At 64.7% G+C, this 12,989-nt stretch carries 16 protein-coding genes; 10 read left to right on the top strand and 6 right to left on the bottom strand.

Annotated features, from left to right (window positions below; translation table 11 throughout):
* Positions 1–111: 111 nt before the first annotated feature.
* From ACYVH8_RS01080 to flgA, 6 genes are all read right to left on the bottom strand, one after another.
* Positions 112–612, bottom strand: coding sequence for a hypothetical protein (locus tag ACYVH8_RS01080; RefSeq protein WP_460487030.1), 501 nt, complete (start codon positions 610–612; stop codon positions 112–114).
* A 102-nt stretch (positions 613–714) separates the two neighbouring features.
* On the bottom strand, positions 715–1,059 hold the full coding sequence (locus tag ACYVH8_RS01075; protein ID WP_460487029.1) for a hypothetical protein: 345 nt from the start codon (positions 1,057–1,059) through the stop codon (positions 715–717).
* A 224-nt stretch (positions 1,060–1,283) separates the two neighbouring features.
* Positions 1,284–1,598, bottom strand: coding sequence for a helix-turn-helix domain-containing protein (locus ACYVH8_RS01070; protein ID WP_460487028.1), 315 nt, complete (start codon positions 1,596–1,598; stop codon positions 1,284–1,286).
* Between the two features lie 398 nt (positions 1,599–1,996).
* Positions 1,997–2,353: a hypothetical protein gene (locus ACYVH8_RS01065; RefSeq protein ID WP_460487027.1), complete on the bottom strand. Its 357-nt coding sequence runs from the start codon at positions 2,351–2,353 to the stop codon at positions 1,997–1,999.
* A 19-nt stretch (positions 2,354–2,372) separates the two neighbouring features.
* The gene (flgM, locus tag ACYVH8_RS01060; protein ID WP_460487026.1) at positions 2,373–2,693 is read right to left on the bottom strand and encodes a flagellar biosynthesis anti-sigma factor FlgM; all 321 of its coding nucleotides are present in this window, start codon (positions 2,691–2,693) and stop codon (positions 2,373–2,375) included.
* 128 nt (positions 2,694–2,821) lie between these two features.
* Positions 2,822–3,535, bottom strand: a complete 714-nt coding sequence (flgA, locus tag ACYVH8_RS01055; RefSeq protein ID WP_460487025.1) for a flagellar basal body P-ring formation chaperone FlgA — start codon at positions 3,533–3,535, stop codon at positions 2,822–2,824.
* Positions 3,536–3,790: 255 nt separating this feature from the next.
* On the opposite strand from flgA, the gene flgB reads away from it, so the two are divergent.
* From flgB to flgK, 10 genes are all read left to right on the top strand, one after another.
* Positions 3,791–4,210 (top strand): flagellar basal body rod protein FlgB, encoded by a 420-nt coding sequence (gene flgB, locus ACYVH8_RS01050; protein WP_460487024.1) that lies wholly within the window; start codon positions 3,791–3,793, stop codon positions 4,208–4,210.
* A 31-nt stretch (positions 4,211–4,241) separates the two neighbouring features.
* Positions 4,242–4,646 carry a flagellar basal body rod protein FlgC gene (flgC, locus tag ACYVH8_RS01045; RefSeq protein WP_460487023.1) on the top strand — a complete coding sequence of 135 codons (405 nt, stop codon included), beginning with the start codon at positions 4,242–4,244 and terminating at the stop codon, positions 4,644–4,646.
* A 22-nt stretch (positions 4,647–4,668) separates the two neighbouring features.
* Positions 4,669–5,319: a flagellar hook assembly protein FlgD gene (locus ACYVH8_RS01040; RefSeq protein ID WP_460487022.1), complete on the top strand. Its 651-nt coding sequence runs from the start codon at positions 4,669–4,671 to the stop codon at positions 5,317–5,319.
* 20 nt (positions 5,320–5,339) lie between these two features.
* Positions 5,340–6,581, top strand: coding sequence for a flagellar hook protein FlgE (gene flgE, locus ACYVH8_RS01035; protein WP_460487021.1), 1,242 nt, complete (start codon positions 5,340–5,342; stop codon positions 6,579–6,581).
* A gap of 28 nt (positions 6,582–6,609) precedes the next feature.
* The gene (locus ACYVH8_RS01030) at positions 6,610–7,350 is read left to right on the top strand and encodes a flagellar basal body rod protein FlgF (protein WP_460487020.1); all 741 of its coding nucleotides are present in this window, start codon (positions 6,610–6,612) and stop codon (positions 7,348–7,350) included.
* Between the two features lie 21 nt (positions 7,351–7,371).
* Positions 7,372–8,154 carry a flagellar basal-body rod protein FlgG gene (gene flgG, locus ACYVH8_RS01025; protein WP_460487019.1) on the top strand — a complete coding sequence of 261 codons (783 nt, stop codon included), beginning with the start codon at positions 7,372–7,374 and terminating at the stop codon, positions 8,152–8,154.
* Positions 8,154–8,831: a flagellar basal body L-ring protein FlgH gene (locus tag ACYVH8_RS01020; RefSeq protein ID WP_460487018.1), complete on the top strand. Its 678-nt coding sequence runs from the start codon at positions 8,154–8,156 to the stop codon at positions 8,829–8,831. The genes flgG and ACYVH8_RS01020 overlap by 1 nt, the downstream gene beginning before the upstream one ends.
* A gap of 61 nt (positions 8,832–8,892) precedes the next feature.
* Positions 8,893–10,032, top strand: a complete 1,140-nt coding sequence (locus ACYVH8_RS01015; protein ID WP_460487017.1) for a flagellar basal body P-ring protein FlgI — start codon at positions 8,893–8,895, stop codon at positions 10,030–10,032.
* 151 nt (positions 10,033–10,183) lie between these two features.
* Positions 10,184–11,029, top strand: a complete 846-nt coding sequence (locus tag ACYVH8_RS01010; RefSeq protein WP_460487016.1) for a glucosaminidase domain-containing protein — start codon at positions 10,184–10,186, stop codon at positions 11,027–11,029.
* An 11-nt stretch (positions 11,030–11,040) separates the two neighbouring features.
* Complete coding sequence (flgK, locus tag ACYVH8_RS01005; protein WP_460487015.1) at positions 11,041–12,969, top strand: flagellar hook-associated protein FlgK; 1,929 nt, start codon at positions 11,041–11,043, stop codon at positions 12,967–12,969.
* Positions 12,970–12,989: the final 20 nt, after the last annotated feature.

Here is a 12,989-nt window from a genome sequence, read left to right as displayed (position 1 = left end):
GCGCCGAATTTGTTAACGATTGGGGTTAGCTGGTGCCGTAGACGATCCTCTATCGACGGATGAGCTGGAAGGCGCCCTGAGTGAGTTCACAATTTTCTGAACGGATGTCAGCTAAATACGAGACGCCTCCATTACCTCATCCGGTGTGGCCATCCCGGTTCTTAGCTGCCCGCGCTTCCACAATAAGTAACCCATTTCCGGGCTATTCGAGTGGATAATTTTTAAGTTCTTGTCTGTCAACATTGAAACTGACAACATATTTTCTTGGGAGTCTGGCCCGCCTTTCAAGATGTACCTTATCTCGGTTCCTTGATCAGAAAATCGCTGATATTCAAGAACCTTGTTGCCTTGATATGCGCTCGCCAAAATCGTGTCCTGCTTGATTTCATACGTGACCAAAGCCATGTATCCGGATGCCAACCCGAACCACTGGACAAGATTGTCGACATTCGACGGTCGCGGCGAACTCACAAGAGACTCTTCTGTCGCTGCGGCGTCGATGATCCATGTGCCATCAAGTTTGCTCGACGACTCGAAAGCAGCAGACCTATTGCAAAACACACTGACAAGCAAACAAATTGCGATTAAGTTCTTTAGCATTGGCTCACCCATTCTCAAATCGTCCAACGTTTTGGGCCAGTCGACACCGCAGATGGTCGACTCGGAGCCGAAGAGTTAAAGCGCGCATTTATTCGGTGAAGTGCCATCAGAAATTCAGCGGAACAGTTGCAGCATGAACATGGGATCGTCCAGCAAAAAAACGATAGGCACCATCGCCCAATTAAGAAGGATCCCAACTACAAAATACTTCTTTAAAAACGCATATAAGGACCCGCCTAAAGAAATGGTGACAGCAAGCAGTGTTTTTCCAATAAACGCTGTAGTCGAGGCTCCTTGTGCAGCAGCGACACCAAAGCCAAACCACAAGATGACAATAAATCCCCCACCGATCAGACCAATCACCCAAAAGCTCCAGGCAAGTATCTTTATGCCTATCTGATTCGTGTCTGAACCGGGCTCGGTCGACTTATCGTCAGAGCTCTGTGACTGCTGCATCATGCGAGGTTCAACGTGATATGGACCGCAAAAGAGCGGAATAACATGAACGGATGTTCATCCTGGCGCCTCCCTTGCTGCAAGTTCAGTGCTTGTTTTGTTTGAAGAACTCAAACCAATATAGCGCAGAGCTGCGCTCCTAACAAACCGGCAAACCCCGCGGTGTTTCCAGCCGTAACAAAAAAGGCTGCCATCGGCAGCCTTTCAACATGGACGTCACGTGCGACTCACCTCCCCGCCACCGCCAGCACCGCCTTGGGGTTGGTACTGGCGATCGCCAGCAAGGTCCGCGCCGCGCCGCTGGGCTGCTTGCGCCCCTGCTCCCAGCCTTGCAGGGTACGGACGGAAACACCAAGCAGGCTGGCAAACTGTGACTGGGACAAGCCCGTGGCCTCACGGGCCTCGGTGGCCGACGAGACCACAACCTTGCCTCTGCCAGCCTGCATGTCCCTGATCGATTGGAGTATCTCCGCGCCAATATCGCGCTTCGCCTCGAACGCGGCTATTTCGGCAGAGCTAAGTTTTTTAAGTTTCGAGGGCACGACGGATCTCCTTGAGAGTGTCCAGAGAAATGTTCTCCGACTTCGACTTTGCGTACAGGGTGAGAAGGTAAACCTCGCCGGCTTCGTTTCTGGTGAGATAGATGATGCGCACGCCGCCCGACTTGCCAGTACCTCCCTTGCCCACCGCACCTTGCGAACGCCTCCAGAACCACGTATCACAGCGCCAGCATCCGGGTTGACAGCGATGAACGAAGCAAACTCAGCGCGCTCGTCTTCGTCCCAATACCGAGGCCACAGACGCTGGAAGATGGGGCTCTCGACAACGGTAAGCATCACGTGACTATACGCCTAAGGCGCATAGATATCCAGCCTCCCGCGATCCATGTAGGCACAAAAAAGGCTGCCCACGGCAGCCCTTGTGTCGGGAGCGCTTCAACTCAGGCTGAAAACGCCTTGTAGCTGCTGGCGCGACCGACCGGCGCATAGGTGCTCTTGCGCGTGGCCGGCACCAGGGCGTTGAGGGCGCTTTCGACCATCACGCTGCGGCGGATCAGGTTTTCGCGCTGGATGGACAGCAGGCCGGCCAGCTTCTTGAGGCGCGCGAGCAATTCCGGGCTGGCCTGCTGCGGCCTGCCCATCTGCTCCATGAAGGCGGCAAAGTCGCTGGCGGCCTGGCGCAGCGCCTGGCTGGCGCTTTCCAGGGCATGCGGCTCGCCCGTGGCCACGGCCGCAGCCACGGCATCGCATTGCAGCTCGATCAGGAACAGCGGTTTTTCAATCTCGGCGGGCAGCATGGGTTCTTTCCGTAGGGGATCAGTTCTGCGTGCGGTTCAGCATTTCCTGGGCGTTGGACAGCAATTTGTCGGCGATCACTTCGGGGTTGACGACATAGGTGCCGTCCTCGATGGCCTGACGCACCGCATTGACCTTCTCGGTGTCGATGTCGGCGGCCTCGCCCCGGTTGGCCTGCGCGAGGTTGCGCACCGCGGTGGAGACGGTGACCGCCACGCCGCTGGAACTGGCCGTGCTGGCGGCCGTGGCCGCCGCTTCCTTTTTCGCAGGTGCAGCCGCGCCGGACGCCGCCGCCGGCGGTGTCGAAACTTTGGGCAAATCTGCCGGTTGACCTACTTTCATCGCGTTCTCCAAAACTGCCGCAGGTAGAAGCTACCCGCCGGAAGGGCATGTTTTGCCCCGTACGTTGGGTATCGGCAGCATCATGACTGACTTGAGGCTTTTCTCCGCTTTTCCTTCGTTTGACGCGCTCACATCTCGATCTGGACTGTGCGGGCATCCAGAACCGTGGCAGTAAGCACGCGCCCACTGTCGATCCGGACCCTGGCCAGCTGGCCTACCACCCCCGGCGACAGGGCCTGGGCCTGGGAGCTGATCTGGAAACCCCCGCCCTGCACCAGCACCCGCACCTGGGCGCCGGCCTGGAAGACCTGGGCGGGGCGCACCATGTTCTGGCGCAGGGTCTGGCCGGTGCCCAGGGCGCGGGCGGCCACCTGGCCCTGCCAATCACCCGGCCCGGCCAGCGCGGGGCTGGGCTCGGCCGCCCAATCCACCTCGGCCAGCATCACATCGTCGGCCTCCAGGGCACGGCCCGGCGCCACGTCACGGCGCAGCACCCAGGCCGATCCGGTGGCCTTGACGCTCACCGGCATGAAAACATTCCAGCGCACGGCGCCGTCCAGGCAGCGCAGGCCGATGCGGCCCTGGCCCCAGAGACGGCTGCCCGGCGGCAGATAGGCTTCGACGCGCGCGCAGGGGGCCAGCTTCAGGCGGCTGTCCAGCGCCCCCAGCGTGGCCTGCAGGCGCACGGGTTGTCCGATGCGGGTCGCCTGGGTGGACAGGGCCTGGTCCACCCAGCGCTGGGCCAGCGCCGGCAACTGGGCCTCGCCGCTCACGGCCTGGGCCTGGGCCGGCAGCTGGACACAAGCCCAGGCGAGCAGGGCCAGCGCGGCGCGTGCCCACATCGTTCTGCCTGTCTGATTCACCTGCATGAGCTGCGCCTCCTGTCCGAGCGTCGTCGTGGGGTGTTACAAAAAAGTGCTCAGGACTCCACCCACATTGCCGACTATACGTACAGGCCCAGCGCGTAAAGCCGGCAAATGCGCAGCTTTCCCCCTGTATTTCGGGGGCTCGATCATTCAAGTTCTTCCCATAATTTCCGTACGGGGTCCCAGCCAGCGCCCGCCCCAGGGGCCCCACCGACCGCAGAGGTGATCACCATGTTCGACAAACTGACAGGCACACTGGACTTCCAAGGGAAGGCCCTGGTGCTGCGCGCCGAACGCCAGCGCACCATCGCCAGCAACATCGCCAATGCCGACACCCCGGGCTACGTGGCCCGTGACTTCAATTTCCGCGAGGCCATGAGCCAGGCCCTCGACAGCTCCAGCGCCGCCGGTCTGGCCCAGCCCACGGCCAGCGCCCCCGACCCGCGCCACCTGCCGCTCACGGCCAGCGGCAGCGCGCTGGGCTCCAAGCTCGGCTATGGCGTGCAGACCCAGCCGGCCATGGACGGCAACAGCGTGGACCTGGACCGCGAGCGCGGCAATTTCGTCGACAACGCGGTGCGCTATGAATCCACCCTGCGTTTCATTAACGGCACTTCGCGCACGATCTTGAGCGCGATCTCCGGCCAGTGAGCCACTGCACCGGCGCCTAAGAAAGACCATCATGTCCATGTTCTCCATCTTCGGGGTTTCGGGCAGCGCGATCAGCGCGCAGTCCCAGCGTCTCAACGTGGTGGCCAGCAACCTGGCCAATGCCGACGCCGTGGCCGGCCCCGACGGCCAGACCTACAAGGCCCGCCAGGTGACCTTCGAAACCGTGCTGATGGACTCCGCGTCCTCGGCCGGCGTCAAGGTCAGCGGCATCAAGGAAGACCAGACGCCGGCACGCCGTGTGTTCGAACCCACCCACCCCTCGGCCGACGCCGAAGGCTACGTGAGCCACTCCAACGTGAACCCGGTGGAGGAGATGGTCAACATGATCTCGGCCTCACGCTCCTACCAGAACAACGTCGAAGTCATGAACACCGCCAAGACCCTGCTGCTCAAGACGCTGCAGCTCGGCCAGTAAACGGACCGCGCAGGACAACACCATGGTCACCAGCGTCAGCAACACCAGCAGCCCGACGACCACGTCGTCGGGCAAGACGACCAACGACGCAGCCTCGATGCAGGACCGCTTCCTCAAGCTGCTGGTCGCGCAGATCAACAACCAGGATCCGCTCAACCCGATGGACAACGCGCAGATGACCACGCAGATGGCACAGATCAACACGGTCAACGGCATCCAGCAGGTCAACGAAACGCTCCAGGGCATGGCCAGCCAGTTTGCGTCCATGCAGGTGCTGCAGGCCGCATCGCTGGTCGGACACGAGGTGCTGCTGCCCGGCAACACCCTGACTCGCGACGCCACCACAGGCACGGTCGGCTCGGCCTTCGATCTGGGCGGCAACGCCTCGCAAGTGAAGATCGAGATCCTCTCGCCGGTCGGCGACGTGCTCGGGACCCTCAATTCAAGCGCCATGACCGCCGGACGTCATTTCTTCAGCTGGGACGCCTCGGCTTACGGGAACTACACCAGCCTGAGCTACCGCATCACCGCCGGCAACGGACAGCAGAGCGTGGCAGCGACGCCCTACACCACCGACAGGGTGCTTGCCGTGGGCGCCTCCAACGGCTTGGTGTCGGTTGATCTCCAGAGCGGCGCCAGCATTCCCTATTCACGCATCACCGCCATCCTCTAACAAACCTACAGGAATCCATCATGGCTTTTCAGACAGGTCTATCCGGCTTGAACGCTTCCAGCAAGAACCTGGACGTGATTGGCAACAACATTGCCAATGCCAACACCACGGGGATGAAATCTTCGCGCGCCGAGTTTTCCGACCTGGTGGCATCGTCCATCGGCGCGGGCGGCGGCAACACCGCCGGCCTGGGCGTCGCCGTGGACACGATCGCCCAGCAGTTCACGCAGGGCACCATCTCCATCACCGGCAACACGCTGGACGTGGCCGTCAACGGCGCCGGCTTCTTCCCGCTGCAGATGCCCGACGGCACCATCGCCTACACGCGCGCCGGCAACTTCAAGATGGACAACACCGGCACCATCGTGACCAACTCCGGCGCCAAGGTGCTGGGCTACCCGACCACCACGGCCGGTGTCGCCACCAGCACCACCGCCAGGCCGCTGGTGATGCCCACGGGCGCGCCCATCCCGGCACAGACGACCACCAGCATCACGGCCCAGTTCAACCTGGACGCCGGCGCCTCCACGGTCTACAACGCCGTCACCAACACCCCGCCGTACACGACCTATGGCACCGCGTTGAACGTCTTCGACTCGCAAGGTGCGTCCGTCCCTTTCACGATGAACTTCACGCGCGCGGCGGCGACGGTCGGACCACCGGCCCTGGACAACTGGCAGGTGCGGGATTCCGCCGGCGCCCTGCTGCTGGACACGGGCGGCAACCCCATCACCCTGAGTTTTGACACGACCGGCGCCCTGGTGGCGCCCGTCGTGAATCCATCGGTATCCATCGCGACCCCGTCCCCTACCACGCCGAACATCGTGACCACCCTGAATTTTTCGGGCGCCACCCAGTTTGCCGCCTCGTTCGGCGTCACCGACCTGACCCAGAACGGCTATACCGCCGGCTCTTTTGTCGGCATGAGGATTGCCGAAACCGGCGTGATCACTGCGCGCTACTCGAACGGGCAGACCCAGGCCAACGGCATGCTGGCCCTGGCCGATTTCCGCAACCTCCAGGGCCTGGCGCCCGTCGGCGGCAACAACTGGGTAGAGACCTACGCCTCGGGCCAGCCCCTGATGGGCCAGCCGGGACAGGGCAAGTTCGGCGTGACGCGCGCCGGCGCGCTGGAAGATTCCAACGTCGACCTCACCGCCGAGCTGGTCAACATGATGACCGCGCAACGCGCCTACCAGGCCAACGCCCAGACCATCAAGACGCAGGACCAGGTGCTGCAGACCCTGGTCAACCTGCGCTGATACCGAAAACGGCTGAAGGAGACCTGCCATGGACCGCCTGATCTACACCGCGATGACCGGGGCCAACGCCGCCGCGCACCGGCAGTCGGTGCTCTCCAACAACCTGGCCAACGTGTCGACCAACGGTTTTCGCGCCGAGCTCTCGGCCTACCGCGCCGTGCCCCTGCGCGGCGAAGGCGCCACCACACGCGTGTTCGCGCTGGAGGCGACCTCGGGCCACCGCGACGCCCCCGGCCCGGCCCAGCGCACCGGCCGCGATCTGGACGCCATGCCGCAGGGCAGCAGCTGGTTCGCCGTGCAGGGCCTGGACGGCACCGAGGCCTACACGCGCAGCGGCGGCTTCGAAGTCTCACCCCAGGGTGTGCTGCAGACCAGCAACGGCCTGTCCGTGCTGTCCGACGGCGGCGCGCCCATCACCGTGCCCAACGACTCGGTCATCAGCCTGGGCTTCGACGGCACCATCAGCGCGCGCACCGGCAACCAGCCCTCGACCACCGTGGGCCGCCTCAAGCTGGCCACCCCCACCGCAGAAGACCCGCTCAAGCGCGGCGACGACGGCCTGTTCCGCCCGCAATCGGGCGCGCCCCTGCCCAACGACGCCAACGCCCGCATGCTGGTGGGCGTGCTCGAGGGCTCCAACGTGAACGCGGTGGAGACCATGGTGGGCATGATCCAGACCGCGCGCCAGTTCGAAGTGCAGATGCGCCTGATGCAGACCGCCGAATCCAACGACCGCTCCGCCGGTCAACTGCTCAGCCTGCAAGGCTGAAGCCACACCTAGGAAACCACCATGTTCAATTCCCTGTGGATCGCCAAGACCGGCATGGAAGCCCAGCAGATGCAGCTGGACGTCATCTCCAACAACCTGGCCAACTCGTCCACCAACGGCTTCAAGCGCGCGCACGCCGTGTTCGAAGACCTGATGTACCAGAACCTGCGCCAGGTCGGCTCCAGCACCTCGGAACAGTCGCAACTGCCCACCGGCCTGCAGGTGGGCCTGGGTGTGCGCACCGTGTCCACCAGCCGCAGCTTCACGCAGGGCAGCCTGCAGCAGTCGGGCAACGGCCTGGACGTGGCCATCCAGGGCAACGGTTTCTTCCAGATCACCATGCCCGACGGCACCCTCAACTACACCCGCGACGGTTCCTTCCAGGTCAACGCCCAGGGCCAGCTCGTCACCAGCAACGGCCTGCCGGTGGCCAACGGCATCACGGTGCCGGCCAACGCCACCAATGTCTCGATCTCGGCCGACGGCAACGTCACCGCCACCATTCCCGGCACCGTCGCGCCGCAGCCCATCGGCACCATTCCGCTGGCCAGCTTCATCAACCCGGCCGGTCTGGACCCGCGCGGCCAGAACCTCTATGCCGAAACGGCCGCCTCGGGCCAGCCCAACACCGGCACGCCCGGCGCCAACGGCCTGGGCCAGCTCATGCAGGGTTTTCTCGAAACCTCCAACGTCAATGTGGTGCAGGAGCTGGTCGGCATGATCCAGACCCAACGCGCCTACGAGATGAATTCCAAGGCCATCCAGACCTCGGACCAGATGCTGCAGAAGCTGGGACAGCTGTGATGAAACACCTCACGCTCATGCTGGGCGCCACTGTCCTGGTCGGCTGCTCCGCCATGCCCAGGCCGGCGAACGTGGACTTCGCCGAGCCGCGCGTGACGCAGGCGCCGGCGCTTGTCGCGGCGCGGCCGGTGACGGGCAGCCTGTTCCTGCCCGCCAGCTACCGCCCCACTTTCGAGGACCGGCGCGCGCGCCTGGTCGGCGACACCGTGACCATCCGCATCGTCGAGAACGTCACGGCCAGCCAGAAATCCGGCTCCACCGCCAACCGCAGCAGCAGCATCGACGGCAGCATCACCGCGGTGCCCGGCATGACCTTCCCAGGCACCGCTGCCGAGAACAATTTCCGCATCGGCGCGGCCAGCAAGGCAGATTTCTCGGGCAAGGGGGGCACGGAAGCGGCCAACACCTTCTCGGGCGCCATCACGGCCACCGTGGCCGAGGTGCTCCCCAACGGCCACCTGGTCGTTACGGGAGAAAAACAGATCGGCCTGAACCACAACGTGGACGTACTGCGTTTCACCGGCACCGTCGATCCGCTGGCCATCCTGCCCGGCAGCATCGTCAACTCCAGCGCCGTGGCCAATGTCCGCGTCGAGTCCAGGGGCCGCGGTCCGCAGCATGAAGCGCAGACAGTAGGCTGGTTAACCCGGTTCTTTTTGAATATTTCGCCGTTCTAGGCGCTTGCAGAATCAGCCATGACGGCTTCAACCTTTCCCGCCAGAACTTGAGCTCCGCACCATGAACACCGGCCCCCTCCCCTCCATGCTCGCCGCTCTTTGCCGCGGCGCCGTGCTGCTGGGCCTGTGCCTGCTGGCCACCCAGCCCGCGCTGGCCGGTCGCATCAAGGAAGTGGCCGCCATCGAAGGCGTGCGCAGCAACCAGCTCACCGGCTTCGGCCTGGTGATCGGCCTGGACGGCACCGGCGACCAGACCACGCAGATGCCCTACACCACGCAGACGATGAGCAACTACCTGCAGCAGATGGGCATCGCCCTCTCGCCGGACCTTGCCTCGCGCCTGCAGCTCAAGAACGTCGCCGCCGTGCTGGTGACGGCCCAGCTGCCGGCCTTCGCGCGCCCCGGCCAGAACATGGACGTGACTGTCTCCTCCATGGGCAATGCCAAGTCGCTCAAGGGCGGCACCCTCATCTCCACGCCGCTGCGCGGCGCAGATGGTCAAGTCTATGCGCTGGCCCAGGGCAGCCTGGTCATCGCCGGCGCCGGCGCTGCCGCCGGCGGCAGCAAAGTGCAGATCAACCACCTGAGCGCAGGCCGCATTCCCGGCGGGGCGCAGATCGAGCGTGCCGTGCCCACGCCGCTGCTCGAAGGCGACAGCATCCGGCTCGGCCTCGAAGCCAGCGACTTCCAGACTGCACGCCGTGTGGCCGTCGCCATCAACACCCGCTTCGGCGACGGCGTGGCCCGCGCGCTCGACGGCCGCACGGTGGACGTGCGCGCACCCACCGAACCCAATGACCGCATCAGCTTCCTGGCCGAACTCGAGGAGCTGCCGCTGGAAAACTCGGTGCCGAAGGCCTTGGTGGTGATCAACTCGCGCACCGGCTCCATCGTGCTCAACCAGGCCGTGACCCTGGGCCCCTGCGCCATCGCGCACGGCAATCTCTCGGTCAGCATCAGTTCCACGCCCGTCATCAGCCAGCCCGGCCCCCTGTCCTCGGGGCAGACCGTGGTGGCCGAGAAAGCCAATATCGAGATCCGCCAGGAACCCGGCATCCTGATCCAGGTGCCCGCCGCACCCAAGCTGGCCGACGTGGTGCGCGCGCTCAACGCCCTGGGCGCCACGCCGCAGGACCTGCTGGCCATCCTGCAGGCCATCAAGGCCGCAGGCGCGCTCAACGCCGAACTGGAAGTGATATGAAGACCACCCCCGTCGGCGGCCCACTGCGTGTGGCCCCTTCCCACCCTCAAGGGGGCAACGCCAGTGGCCCGGCAAAGCCGGTTCCACGGCGTTCTGGGCTTGCGTCTTTTCACGCACATCGTTTTGACAGCGACGAGGCTGAGGCCCCCTGATGCGGACTCACCCAATCAGCAACTCGCTGGCCGCCGATGGCGCCAGCCTGAACCGCCTGAAGTTCCAGGCCGGGCAGTCCACTCCCGAGTCCGTCAAGGAAACCGCCAAGCAGTTCGAGGCGCTCTTCATGCGCGAGCTGCTCAAGAGCATGCGCGAGGCCAGCGCCGCCATGAAAAGCGGCATGCTGGACAGCCCGGGCGGCGACCTGGGCACGGACCTGCTGGACCAGCAGTTCGCCGTGCAGATGGCCGGCCAACCCGGCGGTCTGGCCGAAGTGATTGCCAGACAGCTGATGCAGCAGATGGGCATGAAGGACAAGGCCGGCGCCACACCCGGGACCGACGGCGCGGTCACACCCGTGCCGGCACCTGCGGCCGCGCGCGGTTTCGTGCAGCAGCACGGCGCTGCCGCCCAGGAGGTGCAGCGCAGCAGCGGCCTGCCCGCCAGCTACCTGCTGGGCCAGGCCGGGCATGAGAGCGGCTGGGGCCAGCGCGAGATCCTCATGAAGGACGGCAGCTCTTCGAACAATCTCTTCGGCATCAAGGCCGGCGCCGACTGGAAGGGCAAGGTGGCCGAGGTCACCACGACCGAGTACACGGACGGCGTGCCGCACAAGACCGTGGCGCGTTTCCGCGCCTACGACACCCCTGCCGAATCCTTCCGCGACTTCGCCAACCTGATCGGCAACAGCCCACGCTACGCGCAGGCACGCCAGCAGACCGGCTCGGTGCAGGGCTGGACCCAGGGCCTGCAGGACGCCGGTTATGCCACCGACCCGGACTATGCGACCAAACTCAGTCGCGCGATCAACACCACGCTGCGGCTGCAGCGGGCCCAAGGCTGAGGTAGAGCTTCATGAGCAGCATCATCAACATCGGCGTGACCGCCCTGACGGCCAATCAGAATGCGTTGCAGACCATCGGCAACAACATTGCCAATGTCAACACCCCCGGCTATTCGCGCCAGCAGGTGCAGCTGCAGAACATCCCCGGCCAGTTCACCGGCAGCGGCTATTTCGGCAAGGGCGTCGATGTCCTGACGGTCAAGCGCATCTATGACGATTTCCTGACGCGCCAGGCCGCCACCGCGCAGTCCGTGTCCGCCAGCGACGCGACCCGCTACAGCTACATGAAGCAGCTGGAAAGCCTGTTCCCCGGTGGCGCCAACGGCCTGGGCGCCGCCGTCAGCGACATGCTCAACTCCTTCTCCGACATCGCCAACGCCCCCACCGACCTGACCGCGCGTTCCGTGGTGCTGGCGCGCGCCGACGAGATGGCCAGCCGCTTCCGCGCCATGGCCGACGCCATGAACGAGCTGCGCATCGGCACCACCAGCCAGCTCGACGTCGACGTCAAGGCCGTCAACAACCTGGCCACCCAGATCGGCCAGGCCAACGAGAAGATCGCCCTGGCGCTGGGCAGCGGCCAGCCCCCCAACGACCTGCTGGACCAGCGCGACCAGCTGATCCGCGATCTGAACAAATATGTCCAGACGACCAATATCGCCGCCGACGATGGCAGCCTGAACATCTTTCTGGCCGGCAGCCAGCCGCTGGTGCTGGGCAAGACCGTGTCGCCCGTGGGCATCCTGCACCAGGACCCGTACGGCGACCCCACCAAGGCCAAGCTCACCATCACCACCGGCGGCGTGGCCCGCGTGCTGGAAGAGTCCACGCTGGGGGGCGGAGAAATGGCCGGCCTGCTGCGCTTCCAGAACACCGACCTGACCAATGCCAGCAACCTGCTGGGACGCATGGCGCTGGCCATCGGCAGCAAGATGAACGAGCAGCAGTCCCTGGGGCTGGACCTCAATGGCAACCCCGGCAACCCGCTGTTCAACCTGGCCGCCATCCCCGCGGCGCTGCCCCAGAAAACGCCGGCCAACGCCGGCACGGCCGCCTTGAGCGTCAGCATCCAGACCAACCCCTCGGGCACCACATCGTTCCTGGCCAGCAACTACGATTTCACGTTCGCCAGCGCCACCACGGGCACCATCACCCGGCTGTCCGACGGCGTGCAGACCCCCTTTGACTTCGGCGCCACCAACCCGGTGTTGCTCGACGGCTTCCAGATCCAGCAAAGCGGCGCGGCCGCGGCCGGAGACCGCTTCCTCGTCACGCCCTATGCCGGCGCCGCGCGCGGCATCAACACGGCCTTCAGCTCTCCCAAGGATCTGGCGATGGCCAGCCCACTGGCCGCCAGCGCAGGCGCCACCAACACCGGGGCCTTGACGCTGCAGAGTCTCACGGTTCGGACGGTTCCCATCCCGCCGGCCGTCACGCTGACCTTTACCGGTCCGGGGACCTACACGCGCTCGGACACCGGCGCCACCGCCTACGCTTATGTGCCGGGTCAGGCCATCGAGTACACGGTGCCGCCGACCACGCCGCAAACCGGCTGGTCGCTCACGCTCAAAGGCATCCCGAAGGCGGGGGACACCTACACGGTGAATGCCAACCCCTATCCGCGGCTGGATGCAGGCAACGCCCAGGCCATGCTGAATCTGCGCGATCTGGCGATGTTCGACGGCGGACCGCTGACCGACGGCTACGCCAGCGTGATCGCCGAGATCGGCACCAAGGTGCAGGGCGCCCAGCAGTCCGCCAAGGTGTCGAACGACATTGCCACCAATCTGGAAAAGGACCGCACCAGCGTGGCCGGCGTCAACCTGGACGAAGAAGCCGCACGGATGATCCAGTACCAGCAGGCCTATCAGGCGGCCGGCAAGATGATGCAGATTGCACAGAGCATCTTCGACACCCTGATGGCCTCCTTCTCACGCTGACCGAACGACGCCACAAGGAA

The sequence above is a fragment of the Curvibacter fontanus genome, from assembly GCF_054780335.1.
This window is presented reverse-complemented; position numbering and strand designations above follow the sequence as displayed.